Genomic DNA, 17,619 nt, shown 5'->3' with positions numbered 1-17,619 from the left:
GCATATGATAAAATTTGGAATTATGGGTGCTGGAAATATAGCAAATAAATTTTGTGAGGCTGCAAAAGGCATAGGTGTAAACCTCTATGCGGTTGCATCCAGAGATATCGAGAAAGCTGAAGCTTTCAAAAATAGAAACGGCATTGAAAAAGCGTATGGTAGTTATACCTCCATGCTTGAAGATCCATTAGTGGATTGTGTCTATATTGCAACACCTCATGGCTTGCATTATGAACATATGATGCTAGCACTCGAACACGGAAAACATATTCTATGCGAAAAAGCATTTACACTAAATGAAAAACAAGCTAAGGTTGTACTTGATAAAGCACACACAAAAGATTGTTTTGTGATGGAAGCTTTATGGACAAGATTTTTACCGACCATTAGAGATGTTCAAGCACTTGTTCTTGATGGGATAATAGGTGATGTCATTAAAGTTGAGGCTAACTTTGGCTTTAAAGCATCAAAAGATGATGACAGTCGATTATTCGCACCACATTTAGGTGGTGGAGCACTATTAGATATCGGTATCTATCCATTAACATTTGCTGATTTATTTTTAGGAACACCACAAAAGATTGAAAGCACTGTCGTTTATTATCATACAGGTGTTGATCTATCTAGTGAGATTACCCTAAGTTATCCCAATGCAACTGCACGTTTAAAATTCTCTTTCGATCATAATCTTCCAATTGAAGGTTTTATTCGTGGAACAAATGGGTATATACATATGCCAATGTTCATCGGTGCAGAGCATGCTCTGATTTATAATCAAAATGGTACACTTATCAAGGAAATCAAACATCCTCATGATGTTAATGGTATGGAGTATGAAATACTTGAGATGATTAAGTGTATAGCAAATGGACGAAAAGAGAGTTATATCATGCCACATGAAAAGACACTTAGTTTATTAAATCAAATGGATCAACTCAGAAAACAATGGAATCTTATTTATCCACAAGAAAAATAGAATGCTAACAATAATATTCACATAAAACCAATTGCAGACTTGCAGTTGGTTTTTCTTTTGCACATGTTTCAACAAGTCAAATCAACTTATGCTTTAAAAATGCTATGCTATAATAAATTTAATCTTGAATATATTTATGTTTTCCTATAAAACTATGAACGTGAGGATAATATGAAATCTATTGATTTAACACAAGGTGATATATTAAAACACATTAAACGAGTTTCAATTCCAGTATCTGTGGGCTTTCTATTTAATACTCTTTTTAATGTTGTAGATACATATTATGCGGGTCAATTATCGAGTGATGCACTCGCTGGTTTATCACTATCGTTTCCGATATTTTTTATTATCATTGCATTAAGCTCTGGTTTGGGTAGTGGAACAACTGCTTTAGCTTCGATAGCATTAGGAAAAAAAGATCCTAAATCCTTCCATATGCTAGCGAGAAATGCACTTTTCTTATCCTTAATTGTTAGTATAATTATTTCTATATTCGCTCCTATGATTACCATACCGTTATTTCAACTATCAGGTGTATCCGGAGTCCCTTTAAGTTTAGGAGTCTCATATACCAATACGATTTTTTACGGTAGTATCTTTTTTATATTAAATTTCACGTTAAATGGACTTCTCAATGCTCAAGGAGACACTAAATCTTTTAGGAACTTTCTAATTGTTGGGTTTTTCTTAAATCTTATTTTAGACCCATTATTTATTTATGGATGGTTTGGTTTACCAGAGTTTGGCGTAACGGGTATTGCTATAGCAACTGTTTTTGTCCAATTTATAGGAACTGTTTATTTAACAATACGTTTAATTAAGTCTTCTGAATTTGTTAAAGAAATATATAAAACTGCAAAAATTAACTTTAATATCATTTTAGCAATCTTAAAACAAGGTGTTCCTGCATCATTAAACATGGCAACGATTGCATTAGGTGTCTTTGTTATTAATTATTTCGTTGTTAGATATGGCGGTGCTGATGCAGCAGCTGGGTTTGGTGCTGCATTAAGAATTGAGCAACTTGCTTTATTACCTGCTCTTGGTCTAAATGTTGCGACTTTAACGATTGTTGGGCAAAACTTTGGAGCAAGTCAATATGATCGCATTATTGAAGTCAGAAAAAAAGCACTGCTGATTGGATTATCTATTATGGCAGTAGGAATTATTGTTATTTATCCTTTAGCACCAATACTTGTTGGTTTGTTTTCCGATAATACTAATGTTGTCAACTATGGTTCAGGATATTTAAGAGTTGAAGTATTCGCTTTTTTCACTTATATCTTTTTAAACATTAATATCTCATTACTACAAGGTATCAAAAAGCCGTTTTTCGCAATTGTAGTTGGTCTCTTTAGACAAATACTTCCAATCACTTTATTCTACTATCTTGGAACAACACTAAACATGGGTGTTCATGGTGTATGGTGGGGTATAGTTATTATTAATTGGTTAGCAGTCATTATTGTATTGCTTTATACATCATATGAACTTAAAAAATTGAAAAAGGTGCTTAGTGCACCTTCATTAAAAGCTATATAATTTTTATTAATACATAAAAGACCTGAACATTATTTGATTGATTTGCTAATTTAACACGTCAAACATAGTGCTTCTTTTTACAATATGATTATCCAGTTTCTCAACATGCAAGGTTCTTTAACATTTGCAAATCATTTTAAATAATCTAAAATATCCCCTTTCTATAAACATCTACAACTTTAATTATTTGTAGTGTCTACTTTAAGGGGATTATATCATTCTTGGATGAGTGCTTTATATTTGTCTTTTCCATTATTAATAAATTTCTATTTTCTTCCATATTTGTTTTCTAGTTCCAAAAAATCCTTTATTTTGCATAAATTAGGTTTAGGTGTTGGACTCATTAAGACGTCTGCTGCTACACATGATGCCAATCTAAGCATTTCAGTAGGTTCCATGTCGTGCATTAATCCGTAAAGTGATGCTGCACAAAAAGCATCTCCTGCACCTACACTATTTACAATCGCTTCCTTTGGAAGAAACAATGAGTTTAAACGATAAACATTTATACCATCGTATATAATACTTATATTAGGTGAATGGATTATTATTTTTTCTTTTACACCCATATTTTTAATCACTTTTGCGCATTGAATTAGACTATCAATTTGAAGTACACCATTCTTAAATATCTCTACCTCTGCTAATTTTGAAGCTTCAATTTCGTTAATGATCAAGTGATTAATATAAGGAAGGGATGATGAAATCACTTTTCGATATCTTGTTGATTCTTCACTCACTATGTCACAACTTATAATAACTCCATCTTGTGATAATTGCTCCAACCAATAAGACATACGAGTTCTACCATGTTCAACAATTTCATCCATATATGGCAGCAACAACAAATATCCTACATGCAAATACTTTGTAAGTACAGGTTTAGTATTTTGTCCAAAAAACCGACTTGCACCTTCTTGCAAGAAGAAAGTACGCTTAGCATTCTCTACATTTACAAAGGCATCAACATGTGATGTTCTTTCATCTTTTAATATATCTATTTGTTTGGTTTCAATACCTAGATTCTCGAATGTTTGTAAAGCAAATTTACCATTCTCGTCATCACCAATAGTGCCCATAGCAATAATATGAAGTTCTGGATCCATAACCTTAAGGGCAATACCAGTATTTGGTACACAACCGCCTAATGAGGTTGAAACATCATTGATATATGATAAATGACCTTCTTCTGGATAGATATCGATATATTTATTTGAATCAACAATGATATTACCTGCCACAGTTATTCCTGAAAGTTTCATTTGGACACATCCTTTTTTACTTTAGACATTGCCAAACATGTATAATATTCACTTCCACCATAATACATCATCCACTTTTCATTTTTCATAGTCATTCCAGTAAAAAAGACTGTATCTCTCCAGTTGGACACTAGATTTTTTGGATTTAAGTAATCATAACCATTTTCATAAGACCTTTGATCTGCTTTTAATACAGGTCGTTCTAACCATGTGATTGGTTTTGTGACATCTGCATGACTAAACAAAACTTCACCAATGGCATAAAAATGCCCACTATGATGTCCTCCTGTAAACAAAACAATATCATCTCCTCTATGATTTGATAATGCAAAACAACCTTCACCACCTGGCCAACGGTGTTTTGATACATTGCTTGTCCAGTTAACTAAATCAGATGAGTAAGCGATAATAAAGTTATTCAGATACATTACAAACTTCCCATTAATTTTTACTGCTTCATTATCGGGACTTTGCACCACACATGCATTACGGTGTATCTGATTGGAGTCTCCAAAGACTAATTTGGGACGGCTCCATTCTATAAGATCTTTACTTGTAGAGACAACAACGCCTGACTCCTTTGTATTAAGTGGTTCATGAAAATTCCATCGATTACAAAAAAGGTAAAATGTGTCATCATACTTGACGCAATTGACGTCTTCAAAACTATAATCCTCATCATCACCGTTGCGAAACAAGGGCCCTGCGACTCGTTCGAAGTTAATCCCGTCAAGGCTTCTAGCGACACCTATATCACATATATAGTCAGTGACAACTTCTATTGGACTTGAATCTTCCTCACTTGTAACAAGTTCATGTGGCATTTCACCACGATAAATATAGTACATATAACCTTGATGCTTAATGATAGAGCCATTGTGCACACCACCACTAATATGTCCTACATCCCACGCTTCTTTACTTGGTTCAAAAACGGGTTGATCATGTTTGTCAAACGGACCAATCGCCCAATTAGGAAGCACAGATTCATCAACGTATTCACGTGTGAAATCACCCCAATAAAGTTTTTCATTATATTTTTGCTTATCTCTTATTCTTTTTCGTTTGACTGACTGCCAATCAAAGAATCCTTCTTTAAAAAAATCACTTTTCATAATCATCCTCCTTACATTGTTTGTATTCTGCGTATTTAGGGTATTGTTGTTGGTTTGTTAATCGTATTGCGAGTACCTTCATACTTTCAGCATGAGATGCTACAACAATGTGAGTAGAGCTTCTTTTATCGCTTTTGAAGCGATATATGCTATTCATATGACGATATTTTTTTTCTGGATATTTTTTTTCTATGTCCATATTTGCTTCTTTGTTGTTTAAAAATACTATCAACTCAGAACCTTTAGAAAGCCCTTCGACATAAATATCAATATAGTCACTAGCCTCTGTATTTAATACTGTTTCTATTACATATAAATTCTTAATTTTTTTCGGTTTTATATCACGCATCAAATGAACCATATTATTCTTAATGGAACTACTAGAAATGACATCACATCGTTTCAAGGAGAAGCCTAATCCCTTTTTTCCATATAAAATAATTTCGATTGATTCAATAAATTCGTTAGCCAATTCATGAATTTTTACTTCAATAAGTTCTGTTTTTGATAGTCGATTATATTTTGAAGTAAGATTTTTTCCGTGATGAATCAAAATATCATATACACAACTTTCGTTAAGGGATGCAATTTCAAGTTGAATTATACTCTGATCAGAGAACGTCTTCTGAACTTCTATGTTCACTGAGATTTGATCTACCGTGTCATGACCGTAAAACATCCATAAGTGACCATCATATATAAGATCTGCGTTTTGATATGTTACATCATTCATGCTATCTTCATTGAGTCTATATAAGATTTCTCTTTGTTGAGCTTCTATTCTAACTGTTTCGTTTTTACTTATGCCTGATGGTGATATGGACAACACCTCAACTTGATGCTCTAGTTCACGATCGATAGTAAAATTAAAATTTTCATCTATCAAATCATATGTTCTTACATAAAACTCGTTTTTGATAACGATACGATAATGTGTGTGTCCATCTTGTGTCGAAGGATTCCACTGCATTTCTATCGCTTCATAGCCGTTAAATTCAAGTTCTAAATCTGCTTGATGGACTTGTAGTTTTTGATTTATTGAATCGACTGGTTTCAGTGTGAGTTTTGATTGTGACTCACCTTTGATTTCAAAGGGTATACCTAGTTTAAGGTATGAAGTATCAAAAATGCCTAAGGATAATTGATCTTGATAAACTTCATAAGAGTCGTGACTGAGATTATCAAAAGCAACAATGCATTTGTCGTTCTTACTTTGCGTGTTGTATACGATAAAATTTAATGTCGGATTCAATAAATCATTAACATTATCTGATTTAACAATTAAAAAGTTTCGATCTGAAATTTTCGCATTCATTTCAAACATCATATATGCAAGATAAACTTCTCCCGAACCATATATTTCTTTAATTTGGCGCATTGTAGATTGACTACCACCATCTAATCCTGGATTGTCTCCTAAACTCCCTGTAGAAAACTCGTAAGGTATGTATGTCCCACCAATAGAATCATATGGCCGTTCTAAGTTCCCATAAGGATTGCCATTGAGTGGCAAAGCCCATAGCCAGTTTTCTCTTGCATGCCAGAATAATTTAAGTAGTGTATTATCTTCATTATATTTAAGAAAGAAAGATAGACTGTATAAACTTTCCACCATTTCCAAAAATGCTTCCCATCGTTCTCTTGAACACGCATATCCATAACCCATTGTTGAAAAATAAGCATATGGGTGAGGTGACACATAATAGAAAAAATAAATTGATTGTGCAACTTCTCGTGCAAACTTAATATATTTAATATCCTTTGTGAGTTCATATGCGTAAACGTTAGCTTTTGTCAGCCAACCAACAGTTACAGGTTTCGGTGCAACTCGCATCGAATAATAATGATCAAAATCTAATAGATTCGCATGATCTAATCCATTTAGTGCTTCATATAAATATTTTTTATCTTTAGTTAAATCATATGCGGTTAAATGTATAATACTCCAAAATGCTGCACCTCCCGCACTACCACCTTCATTGTAACCTGTTACTGGAAGGTGAGTATCTAAATCATAAGTAACTGGTTGTGCATAGTTTGATAATTTGAGCTTATTTACAAATGGAAGTGTTCGAATAAACCCATCTATTATTTGTTTTTTATTACTCAAAAGAGCCATTTCACCAAGAATTTCTACACGATAGAAATACTTCCAAGTTGACAACAAATTAGGCCCTTCTTCATGACCATCTACATCAGAAAACAATCCTGATGACTGATTTTTGACATGTGATTCGGTTACACCAACAGGAAGACTACCCCATGCAAGATGAAAAAACCCATTAGTTTGATGATCATGATCAATCCAAGGAAACGATCTTGAATCATCTGTGATTTTTAGTAACTCTTCTTCTATAAGAGCAAAAAGTTTATTGTTTTTTAGCCATATTGCATATGGCAACATACCCTTCGCAACGTCCATCAGTGCAAACGATTCACTATATGGATTCTTCTCTAGATAACCATAAGGTATAAAAGTCCCAGTTCCATCTTTAATACGGGCACGATCATCCATCAAATCATTTGAAACACCGTAAGCTGCATCTTCATAGTTATGTATATTTGTTGTTAAAGAAGTTTTTGTTTTAGACTGTATAGTATGCGAGTCCATCACATGTTTAGCACATTTTTGTATCATAGAAGTTAGACGTGGTGCGGAAATTTGATATATATGATACGTCATATTTAGTATAATAACTTCGTGTTCATTAACTTCAAATGCTTCACTCGATAGACCATATGTAATCATATTGCTTTCTTTCGTTTTATGGTAAACCCTAAAGGCTTTATGTGTATTGTAATAATCAAGCACCATCCATGCACCACAAGACTCATGATTTGAAAACCTTCCCATAAATGCTGGAAAAGCAAATGGTAGGGCATATCGATTGACATCTTGTTCATGGGTCATAAGAAATGTCTTTTCATTTACAACATTAGTAACTTTAAAACCAATGAAAAAATCACCTTTTTGAAAGGTTTTTTTATGGCTGAATGACAATTCGATTGTAAGATTTAAATCATTATTAACAGCTTTTGTAAACTGTTTTAAGATACAACCCTGTGGTGCTACAACCAATAAATCAATCATACTTGTTCCTCTATACGAACTTCTCTAATAATTCTTCTATCTGTGAAGACATCTAAATCATCTGTACTTCTTGTCGAAAACTCAGTAACGATTGCACCTTCACTTCCTGCTTGAAACCAGTGTTTAGTTGCGGGATATATTGTGTGTTGCATACCGGGCTTTAATACGATTTCATGAAAAACTGAAACTTGTGTCTCAGGCATCACTCCAGATATTGGTAATGTTGGAGTACCTTCTACATAAAGATAGACTAGTCCCTGTCTACAGCGGAAGGTCTCTTCTTTCCCCTGACCATAAGATGTGTTAGGATGTAAATGTTCTGGGCATGTCTGAAAAGGAAATAGCACAAGCTCTTTAGCACAAACACGTTCCGTATTGACATACGTGTGAATTTGCAAACCAACATGTTCTATTCTTCCTAATCCAAAATCAGCAACCTCAATTTGCTGCTTCTCAGACTCAGTCAATAATATCTTCGCTTTTTCAAGGTATTCAATTGTTTTTTGTTGGTATAACTTATACTCTGATTTTTTCATAAACACTCCTACACTTTTATACTTTTAAGCAATTCAGATAATGAAAATGTAAGCAAACAAATATTTTCATCGCAATTTCCATAATAAAGGCTCACTATGTCTTGCTTAACAATTAAACCACATGGAAAAATAACATTTGGCATGAAACCATTTTTTTCGTAGTCCATCTCAGATTCAATCCATGGTTTCTCACTACGGTACAATATTTTACTTGGATCATCTTTATCTAGTAACAAAATACCTAATTTATATTGGTTATCTTTAGATGCACCGTGATAAATCTCAATCCAACCTTTTTCCGTCAAAATCGGAACACATGATGCCCCAATTCGTGTGTCATCAAATCTATCTTCACGCAGTGAACATAATAATTGATGATTCCCAAAAGACTCGAGATCTTTCGATGTAGACATCCACATTTCCGGTCGTTGAAAATAAGCGCTCACAGGCCTATTAATTGCATAATAAACACCTTTAATTTTATCCGGGAATATTACAACATCTTTGTTGTCAGCAAGAAAAATAATTCCCTTTTTTTCATAAGTTACAAAATCTTTAGTTACAGCTAAGCATGTCACTACACCTGATTGTGAAATAGCACTGTAGTTTATATAGTACTCATCACCTATCTGTGTAATTCTTGGATCTTCGATGCCATACGATTCGTAATAATCCGAAGGTACAAGCCACGGTTTTTCATCAATTATAAAATTAATTCCATCTTTGCTTTTAGCAAGTCTAAGATGTGACATACTCGTAAGATACAGCATGTCTTTTGTTTTCACGAATCTAGGGTCATTAAAATCAATAGATCCATTTCTTTTGTCAAACAACTTGATAACAACCTTTTTTTGAGTCACATCATACATCGGCACTCCGACTATCGATACAGAAGGTGACTTATACTTTTCAGCAACTCGAATCAACAAAACAGTTTCATTGTTGTACTGTGTGACACCACAATTAAAAGCACCAATGACTTCCATATCTGGTCGTGATGGCTTAATATTTTTAGGTGTTATTAATGGATTTTCTATATGTCTTATTATTTTCATATCAACTTTCCTTCGATCCTGTTAGTTTAACACCTTCCATAAAGTGCTTTTGCGCATAGAAATAAAGAATTATAATTGGCACACTTACTAAAACATTAGCTGCTGATAAAATATTCCAAGGCAGTATGGTTCCACCAGATGCTCCAAGTTCACCAATTGCATTTTGATATATCATATATGTGCCCTTCGCAAGAGTCCATAACTGAGGATCATCTAGATAAATAAGTGGTCCAAAGAGATCATTCCATGAATTTAAGAAGGTAAAAATAGCAATTGTGATAAGAACCGGTTTGTTCATAGGTAATGCAATCCTTAAAAATATGCTTAACTCGCTAGCTCCATCAATTTCAGCTGATTCAAACACTTCTCTACTAATGCCTCGCATGAATTGTCTTTGCAAGAAAATGTTGAAGATACCTCCACCAAATAGTGGAGGAATAATAAATGGAAGAAATGTATTTATCCATCCCATTTTGTTATATAACTCAAACATCGGAATGATTAAAATCTGTCCTGGTATAAGCATTCCGGATATAAACAAGCCAAATAGCAACTTAGCTCCTTTGACTTTAAATCTCACAAAACCATAAGCTACAAAGGCACTTGAAAATACACTTCCAGCAACAGCAAATACTGTGATAATTAATGTGTTACGTAAATATAAGAAAAACGGATTATCCCTAAATACGATAACAAATGCTTGAAATGTAACTTGTCTTGGCAAAAGAGCAGTCGGATGTATGATCATTTCATCGTAAGATTTCAGCGACGTGCTTATAAGTACAATCATAGGCATTAACATACTAATACCTAATATAATAATAAGAGTGTATAAAGTACCAAAAACTAAGCGTTTCTTAAGACGATAGTTTTCATCAGGTTTGTGTTGTCTTTCTACATATTGCACTTTATTCACCTCCATCTTGATAAAAAACATATTTTTTAGAGAACAAGAAATAGATGAATGTGATAAAGCCTATAATGATGAACAATAACCAAGCCATTGCTGATGCTTGTCCTAAACGGAAAGGCTGTCTATATGCCATATTATAAAGTCTAAGAACGTAGAATAATGTCGAATTCCCTGGTCCTGCTCCTGAAATAACAAATCCTTCAGTAAATACTTGTAAAGCACCAATCGTACCCATCAATACATTATAAAAAATGATTGGTGAAAGTAATGGTAAGGTGATTTTAAATAACTTTGTCCAGTATCCTGCACCATCTATTTCAGCCGCCTCGTAATACGAGTCTGAAATACTATTAAGTCCTGTCATAAAAATAATCATTTTACCGCCAAATCCATAAGCAGAAATAATAACAAGTGTTAATAAAGCTGTTTGTGCACTTTCCAGCCAAATAGGTGGTGAGCTTACTCCAATCATACGTAATAATGAGTTTACAACACCATTAGATGGATCAAAAACCCATCTAAACATAATTGCGCTGGCTACAGCTGGTAACAAGGATGGAATAAAAAATATAGTTCTAAAAACATTTTTTCCTTTGACATTATTATTGAGTAAAAGTGCAACCAAGAGTGCAAACACAATGGTAAAAGTGACATTCAAAAATGCATAGATTAGTGTATTTTTAAGTGATAACCAAAAAAGAGGATCCATGCCAGAAAAGAATGCCGCATAGTTCTTAAAACCAACAAACTTGGCTTCATCTGGCGCCAAAAGTGTCATATCGGTAAAACTCAAATAAAGTGACCGAATGACAGGATACACGATAAAAAAGATGAAGCCCAGTGTCGCTGGAAGTGTAAATAGCCAAAACCACACATTTTTCGAGCGATGATATCCAATTTTATTAGTAATAAATGTGCTTAGTCTCATAAATTTTCTACTTGTAATTTAAAGTTATATAATCATTAGCTTGTTTATGAATTCGATCTAATGCTTCTTCAATTGAAATACGTGAACCGTCGTTCGCTAACATAAGTGCTAAAATTGGCTCAATCACATTAATTGTGATATCTGAGAAGTACTCAAATTTAGGTAGTGTCATAGCATAGTTACCATATGGGCCATTAGGATTAATGGCATCGATTGCGAGTTGTGTACGAACTTTTAGCTTTCCATCTTCCATTTCATCGAGTACAGATTCTCTTACTGATAAGTAACCAATTTCGACTGAATCTTTAATACCTTCTTTATTTGTCAAAAATTTAACAAATGCCCATGCTGCTTCAACATTAGGCGTATCTTTATATATACCAACACCTTCAATAGCATATTCTGCACCAGCACGTCTTTCAAGTCCAGTTGGCAGTAAAGTAACTCCCCAATTTAGTGAAGAAAGTGAGTCGTAGCGCGACCAATTGGCAGTATGACCGCCATATTCCATTGCTACCTTCAATCCCTGGAATCCACCAAAATCAGTTTGACCTGGAGAAACACTTATTTTTGGCCGACCTAGTTCCTGATTACCATAAGCTTTATCTCTCCAAATTTGAAGTGCATTTCTACCCTGCTCATTATTGAAATCAACATAGCCATCTTCATTAAAGATGTCTGCACCACTTTGTCTTAGGTGAATAAGCCATTCACCCCACCAACCTCCAACCATGCTAGAACCCCATTGCGTATAATCACCATTATTATTTTGTTTAGTTAAAATACCTGCTGCCTTAAAATAATCATCAATATTCCAGTTGATATGTGGATAATGTAATTCTGCATCTAGTGTTCCTGCAGGTGCTTCAGATAAACCTGCTTGAAGCAAAGCATCCTTTGACTGATCAAAAAGAGTCTTGTTGTAATATAAAAGACTTATATTGAAATATTTAGGCATAAACACAACACGCCCTGAATTATCTTCAAGTCGATCCATAATACCATCAATAAAATCTTCCATATCTAATTCATCTTGATCTCTTTCGATTAGAGGTGTCAAATCATAAAGACTTCGACTATATAGTTCTGTATACATATCCCCACCAATCAGTAAATCTGGTGGTGAACCAGCTCCAACTCTAGTTGCTTGATTAGAATGTAAATCTGCACCGGAGGTCCATATTGGGTTAACTGTGTATCCTTCTTCAGAATAAAATGTTTCATATCTTTCGATAATGTTTTCAAAATATGCACGGTCTTTATTATCCAATAACACCGTTATCCTTCCATCTGCTTCTCTTGTTCCGGAATTGTTTAGACACGCGGATAAAACAAAGATAGAGACAAACGCAAGTATGAAAATCATTAGTCTTTTTGTTGTATTCTTCATTAAAAATCTCCTTTCAACGAGATAACATTTTGGAGCTGTGCTAACAGCCCCAAAATGTAATTCATATATGTTTTATGATAACAAATCTCTTTGAGCTTGTGTTAAAAATTGAATCGATGATACTTTGAGTGTAACATTTTCTCCTATAACATAAATGGCTAGTGTCATGTTCAGTTCAATATCTGTTTGTCCGTAACCCGATCCTGCAACATAATCTCTCAAGTCAATAATTATTTGACCTGTTGTTGTACCCGAACTTACGATTTCTTGAACATAAGGATCACCAAGTTCCATCTTCCACGTTCCACCAGTGATTTCATCAACTTGAAGAACCAAATATGGTGTTTCATCTGTGGTAACTGGTGTTACAGTTGTAGCTTTTGGCCAATAAAATCCTCCATTGTAATGGAATGTTGTCACACCTTCAGCTGCTGTGATTGATACTGTATTTTCTTCAGCAGGAACCCATGCTGTTTTTACTATAACTGTAAGAATTAAATCATTTGCACTTTCATAGGATACAACAATTTCATAAGAACCCGTTGTGTCAGTTTCAAAAGTCATGGTTGGTTCGTCAAATACAGCTAATACAATATCAACTTCAACACCATCTTTATACACTGCATAACTAAGTGATTGACCATCAATAGGATTATCTACATTTATATCAATCACGTATGGTTCATCAATTAAAATAGTTTCTGTTGCTTCATTGGTAGATGTTATAACTGGAGTTTCAGGAGCAACTACTTCAATAGTTCTTGTAACTAAGTCTGCTAGCCCATTTTCATAATAAACTGTATAAAATCCAGGAGTTGAAGTTTTAAACTCACCATCAATTAGAACTTCAGATGTTACATCAACATCTTCATCATTGTTAACAGTTATAATAATCTCTTCGCCAACAACTGGATATTTAAGTGATGCTCCAACATTTACTTCAACATCAGGGAGTACACTTACATTGTTTTGTGGTGTTACGTTAATGATCTCATTATAATTTTGTGCAACTTGTTCTTCGGTTAGCACTTCAAATGGTGTGAGTTTTAACTTAACATCCCCACCAACAATATAAACTGTAAATGTCATTGTTAATTCATTGTGAGTTTCACCATAACCTGCAGAAGCTACAACTGTTCTTAAATCAATCAAGATATGGCCAGTAGTTGTTCCTTCAGCAATGATATCCACATGATATGGATCACCTAATTGTAATTTCCATGTTCCGCCTGTAATTGAATTGACATTAAATGAAACAAACGGTGTTAAGTCTGTCGTAATGTTCATTAAATATTTAGATGTTGGCCAATGGAATGGTCCAGTATAATGAATTGTAAATTCATCATTGATAAAACTACTTTCAATTGCACCACCATTTGTAATATTTTCATGTATCCATCCAGTAACAACTGTAATTGTTTGCACCAAATCTAAAGCACCTTCATACGACGCAGTTACTGTATAAACACCTGTTTCTGTTGCTGTAAAGACGCCATCTTGAATTAATAAGCTAGATAAATCATCTACCTCATCATCCTTTGTTACGACATAAGTTACAACTTCACCTTCCACAGGATTTTCGACTTCTACATTGAGTGGGTATGCTTGACTATATTCGATGCTTGTTTCACTTTCGTTTTCTGTCGATAAAATAGGTTCTGACTCATTAAGTACTGTAACTGTTCTTACGACACTTGTCGCATATGATGACTCAAATACTAGTTGATAAACACCTGGTTGTGTCAATGTCACAACACCGTCTAGAAGTACTGTGTCAGTAATGTCAAGCTCATTTGAATCAACAACTTTAACGATTACTTCATGTCCGTCAACAGCATATTTTAATTCAGCTGAGACGTTAATAGGTGTATTAACAGATACGGTTTGATTGTTTGCAGGAACAACATTTATTATACTATTATAGTTCTCAGCAATTTCATCAAAAGACATAAACTTAAATGCATTTAGTTCAAGTCTGATATCTGAACCCACGATAAGGACAACAAACTTCATTTCTTTTTGAATAGATTCACCCATAAGAGCTCTAAGATCGATAACATGGATGCCTGCCTGACTGTTTTCTGGAATCACGTTATTCATTAATCCATCAATGTCGAGTTTCCAAGTGCCACCTGTAATGGATTTTGCATCTACAACTAGGTAAGGTTGTTCTTCAGTAACTGTCGCTATTTTTTCATGTTTTGGCCAATAATAGCCTCCACTATATGATAATACGAGATTGCCATCAACAACGCTATTTTTATTGTTTCCACTTACTTCACTAATCCATCCAGTTTGAACTGTAATTGTAATTTCAACTGCATCTGTCGTTTCTGATTGCATAACGATACGATAATTACCTGTTTCAGTTGCATTAAATCGTACACCTTGGTCTTGAGATGTGAATACAACATCAGACAAATCATCTTCACCTAGAAATGCTTGATAAGTGACAGTTGAACCATCATTAGGTTGAACTGTAGCAAAAATATCTAAAGGTTGGTCATAATTAATTGTTGTACTTGTGTTATCTGTCGTTATAACAGGTTCAGAAGTTACAGTAATCATTCTTGTTTTTGATTGAACACCTTCAAAACTATATGTAATCGTATAGACACCTTCATCGGTAGTGCTAAATACACCATCTACTAAAACTGTAGACGTAACGTCAACATCATCATTTTCCACTTTAATAGACACATGTCCAAGTGGGTATTTAAGTGATGCACTAACTAAAACTTCAGCCCCTACAGTGACTTGCATATTATCGACTGGTTTAACTGTAATAATCTCATTTTCAGCATCTGGAGTTTGTTTTAAGTTTAGATAATCAATTTTTGCTATTTTGTCATTACCACCAATAATGAAGAAACTTATAGATAAACGTTGACTGTTTTTCGTATCCTCGTTTAAGTTCATCAAATGATATAAATCGTATGTGAATACCCCTGTTGTATTAACTTCATTTTGAATGGTGTAATTATGTTGTGTTGCTAAACCAACATCGTACATAACATCCATTTTCCAAGTTGCACCAGGAGTCAATTCATCAAGTTTCAAGTTCAAATAACGATAATCTTGGAGATCGATATTTCTGCCAAAAACTTCACCTTTAGAGAAGAAATCTGAGTTTACTATCCAAATTTGTCCATTTCTACTAAAGACTGTTGCATTACCAACCCAATTATCAGAATTATGTCCACCTTCATCAATCATGCCTTCAAGTTCAACTCTATCACCCTTTTCAGGTAATGCATTTTTACTTAATTCTTCATCTCGGACAAAGCTAAACTCCGATACGGTTGCTGTAGCATCTCCTTCAGCAATCAACATAAATTCTACTGTAACTTTTCGATAACCTGTTTGATAAATATTAGTCATATCGACATCAAATGAACCTACATCACTGACATTTTTAACAGTACGTCCATTAATGATAACGCGTAATGTAGCATTTTCATCGATTGCAGTTACTTCAAATGTAAATTTAGGATATGTTGAAAAATTAGATGTACCTGATAGCCTAGCTCTTGCTTCACCTGTCAGTGCTGCTATTTTATAGATAACAAGTTCGTTATCATCATTGACTGAAACGTCTGCACTACCACTTAAATTAACTAAATCATAGATTGATACGTCATCATAATCTTCAAATGTTTGTACGTATTGATCATACGCGACATTAGCAATACGATCAAGGCTGATTTCTCCATTTATAATAAATTCAACTTCAACTAATCCTGTTTGATCAATGCCTAAATCAACAAGATCTAGTCCAAAATGACCATAACGTGTTGCATTATCAATGACTGTTACACCATCAATTTTTAGACTGAATGAAGATGTATCGCTTACTTGTGATACAAATAAATCTACCATATTAGCGATGGATGAATCTATATACATTTGTGTTTTAACACTTGCAGTACTACTTTCCTCTGAACTGATTCTTAGAACACCATGTTCAGCAACCATGGTTCCTCCGGTAATGCTTAAACCTTCTGAATCATCAAAGTTGTTAATTTCAGGAATATTCGCAACAGATTGAAGATAATCAATCTTCATGTAATTTCCTTCTGATTCGATGATATAAATATAAAGGTCAAATGATGCATAATCTAGATCTTCAAGACCTTCAACTTTTGTTAAGTCAAAGAAGAATAAACCTGCAGTTGTCATGTCACTAGGTGTAACATCTCTTGAAGAAGTTTGATCACCTGCCATCATAATTTTTATTGCCCATCTTGGGTTATTACCGCCTAAATCATCTACTTTAACTGCTAAATAAGGGTACTCACTTAGGGTTACTCTTAAGTTTTTCCCTCGACTTGGATATGGCACAAGACCGGTATTCGTTAAAATCAATTGTCCGTTTTGAACATCATGCATGTTCTCTGTGCCACCTAAACTCCATTCATCTTTCGCTGAAGCATCATCAAATGTTTCAGAAATCATATAGATGATTGGATCTGGGTCTTGTTCCTGAACAACATATTGAACAGTTGATGACCATGATGAAGTTAAGACATCGCCTTCACCGTCAGCTCGAACTTTAACCTGATATGTTCCTGGTTGATTGATTGAAATCGTATACGAAGTAGTTTGCACCTTATGTTCGGTATTATCAACACTTACAGTATAACCACTTGCCAGTTCAACAGCATCCCACGATACGACATTCCCATTGACGGAAACGTTAGTTGGGGCTTCTAACTGAATGCTTTCTGTACTTTTACAACCAATAATAAGCAACGATGTCAATAGCAGAAAGATTCCTAACAAAACATGTTTCGCTTGTTTATTCATAT

11 protein-coding genes are annotated in these 17,619 nt (G+C 34.1%); 2 read left to right on the top strand and 9 right to left on the bottom strand.

The window, feature by feature from the left end; genetic code table 11:
- Positions 1-4 precede the first annotated feature (4 nt).
- On the top strand, positions 5-976 hold the full coding sequence (locus tag QJ521_RS04525) for a Gfo/Idh/MocA family protein (RefSeq protein WP_282839246.1): 972 nt from the start codon (positions 5-7) through the stop codon (positions 974-976).
- 171 nt (positions 977-1,147) lie between these two features.
- Complete coding sequence (locus QJ521_RS04520) at positions 1,148-2,521, top strand: MATE family efflux transporter (RefSeq protein ID WP_282839245.1); 1,374 nt, start codon at positions 1,148-1,150, stop codon at positions 2,519-2,521.
- Between the two features lie 266 nt (positions 2,522-2,787).
- Here QJ521_RS04520 and QJ521_RS04515 read toward each other — a convergent pair whose 3' ends face one another.
- The 9 genes from QJ521_RS04515 to QJ521_RS04475 form a co-directional block, all read right to left on the bottom strand.
- Positions 2,788-3,783 (bottom strand): carbohydrate kinase family protein, encoded by a 996-nt coding sequence (locus QJ521_RS04515; RefSeq protein WP_282839244.1) that lies wholly within the window; start codon positions 3,781-3,783, stop codon positions 2,788-2,790.
- Positions 3,780-4,898, bottom strand: a complete 1,119-nt coding sequence (locus QJ521_RS04510; protein ID WP_282839243.1) for a glycoside hydrolase family 130 protein — start codon at positions 4,896-4,898, stop codon at positions 3,780-3,782. The genes QJ521_RS04515 and QJ521_RS04510 overlap by 4 nt, the downstream gene beginning before the upstream one ends.
- Entirely contained in the window at positions 4,888-7,989 is a 3,102-nt protein-coding gene (locus QJ521_RS04505; RefSeq protein ID WP_282839242.1) for a hypothetical protein, read from the bottom strand. Before QJ521_RS04505 ends, QJ521_RS04510 begins: the two co-directional genes overlap by 11 nt.
- Positions 7,986-8,525 carry a cupin domain-containing protein gene (locus tag QJ521_RS04500; protein ID WP_282839241.1) on the bottom strand — a complete coding sequence of 180 codons (540 nt, stop codon included), beginning with the start codon at positions 8,523-8,525 and terminating at the stop codon, positions 7,986-7,988. The genes QJ521_RS04505 and QJ521_RS04500 overlap by 4 nt, the downstream gene beginning before the upstream one ends.
- An 8-nt stretch (positions 8,526-8,533) precedes the next feature.
- Complete coding sequence (locus tag QJ521_RS04495; RefSeq protein ID WP_282839240.1) at positions 8,534-9,580, bottom strand: glycoside hydrolase family 130 protein; 1,047 nt, start codon at positions 9,578-9,580, stop codon at positions 8,534-8,536.
- Between the two features lies 1 nt (position 9,581).
- A complete protein-coding gene (locus tag QJ521_RS04490) occupies positions 9,582-10,487 on the bottom strand; it encodes a carbohydrate ABC transporter permease (protein ID WP_282839239.1) in 906 nt (301 codons plus the stop codon).
- A 1-nt stretch (position 10,488) separates the two neighbouring features.
- Entirely contained in the window at positions 10,489-11,271 is a 783-nt protein-coding gene (locus QJ521_RS04485; protein ID WP_282839238.1) for a carbohydrate ABC transporter permease, read from the bottom strand.
- 157 nt (positions 11,272-11,428) lie between these two features.
- A complete protein-coding gene (locus tag QJ521_RS04480; RefSeq protein ID WP_282839237.1) occupies positions 11,429-12,811 on the bottom strand; it encodes an ABC transporter substrate-binding protein in 1,383 nt (460 codons plus the stop codon).
- A 72-nt stretch (positions 12,812-12,883) separates the two neighbouring features.
- Positions 12,884-17,617 carry a DUF5011/hyalin repeat domain-containing protein gene (locus QJ521_RS04475; protein ID WP_282839236.1) on the bottom strand — a complete coding sequence of 1,578 codons (4,734 nt, stop codon included), beginning with the start codon at positions 17,615-17,617 and terminating at the stop codon, positions 12,884-12,886.
- Positions 17,618-17,619 lie beyond the last annotated feature (2 nt).

The sequence above is a fragment of the Peloplasma aerotolerans genome (assembly GCF_030012175.1).
Lineage (GTDB): Bacteria > Bacillota_I > Bacilli_A > Acholeplasmatales > Acholeplasmataceae > Peloplasma > Peloplasma aerotolerans.
This window is presented reverse-complemented; position numbering and strand designations above follow the sequence as displayed.

Bases quoted from the DNA above. Each gene is read 5' to 3' on its own strand.
- QJ521_RS04525 (WP_282839246.1), top strand. From the start codon at position 5: ATGATAAAATTTGGAATTATGGGTGCTGGAAATATAGCAAATAAATTT.
- QJ521_RS04520 (WP_282839245.1), top strand. From the start codon at position 1,148: ATGAAATCTATTGATTTAACACAAGGTGATATATTAAAACACATTAAA.
- QJ521_RS04515 (WP_282839244.1), bottom strand. From the start codon at position 3,783: ATGAAACTTTCAGGAATAACTGTGGCAGGTAATATCATTGTTGATTCA.
- QJ521_RS04510 (WP_282839243.1), bottom strand. From the start codon at position 4,898: ATGAAAAGTGATTTTTTTAAAGAAGGATTCTTTGATTGGCAGTCAGTC.
- QJ521_RS04505 (WP_282839242.1), bottom strand. From the start codon at position 7,989: ATGATTGATTTATTGGTTGTAGCACCACAGGGTTGTATCTTAAAACAG.
- QJ521_RS04500 (WP_282839241.1), bottom strand. From the start codon at position 8,525: ATGAAAAAATCAGAGTATAAGTTATACCAACAAAAAACAATTGAATAC.
- QJ521_RS04495 (WP_282839240.1), bottom strand. From the start codon at position 9,580: ATGAAAATAATAAGACATATAGAAAATCCATTAATAACACCTAAAAAT.
- QJ521_RS04485 (WP_282839238.1), bottom strand. From the start codon at position 11,271: ATGACACTTTTGGCGCCAGATGAAGCCAAGTTTGTTGGTTTTAAGAAC.
- QJ521_RS04480 (WP_282839237.1), bottom strand. From the start codon at position 12,811: ATGAAGAATACAACAAAAAGACTAATGATTTTCATACTTGCGTTTGTC.
- QJ521_RS04475 (WP_282839236.1), bottom strand. From the start codon at position 17,617: ATGAATAAACAAGCGAAACATGTTTTGTTAGGAATCTTTCTGCTATTG.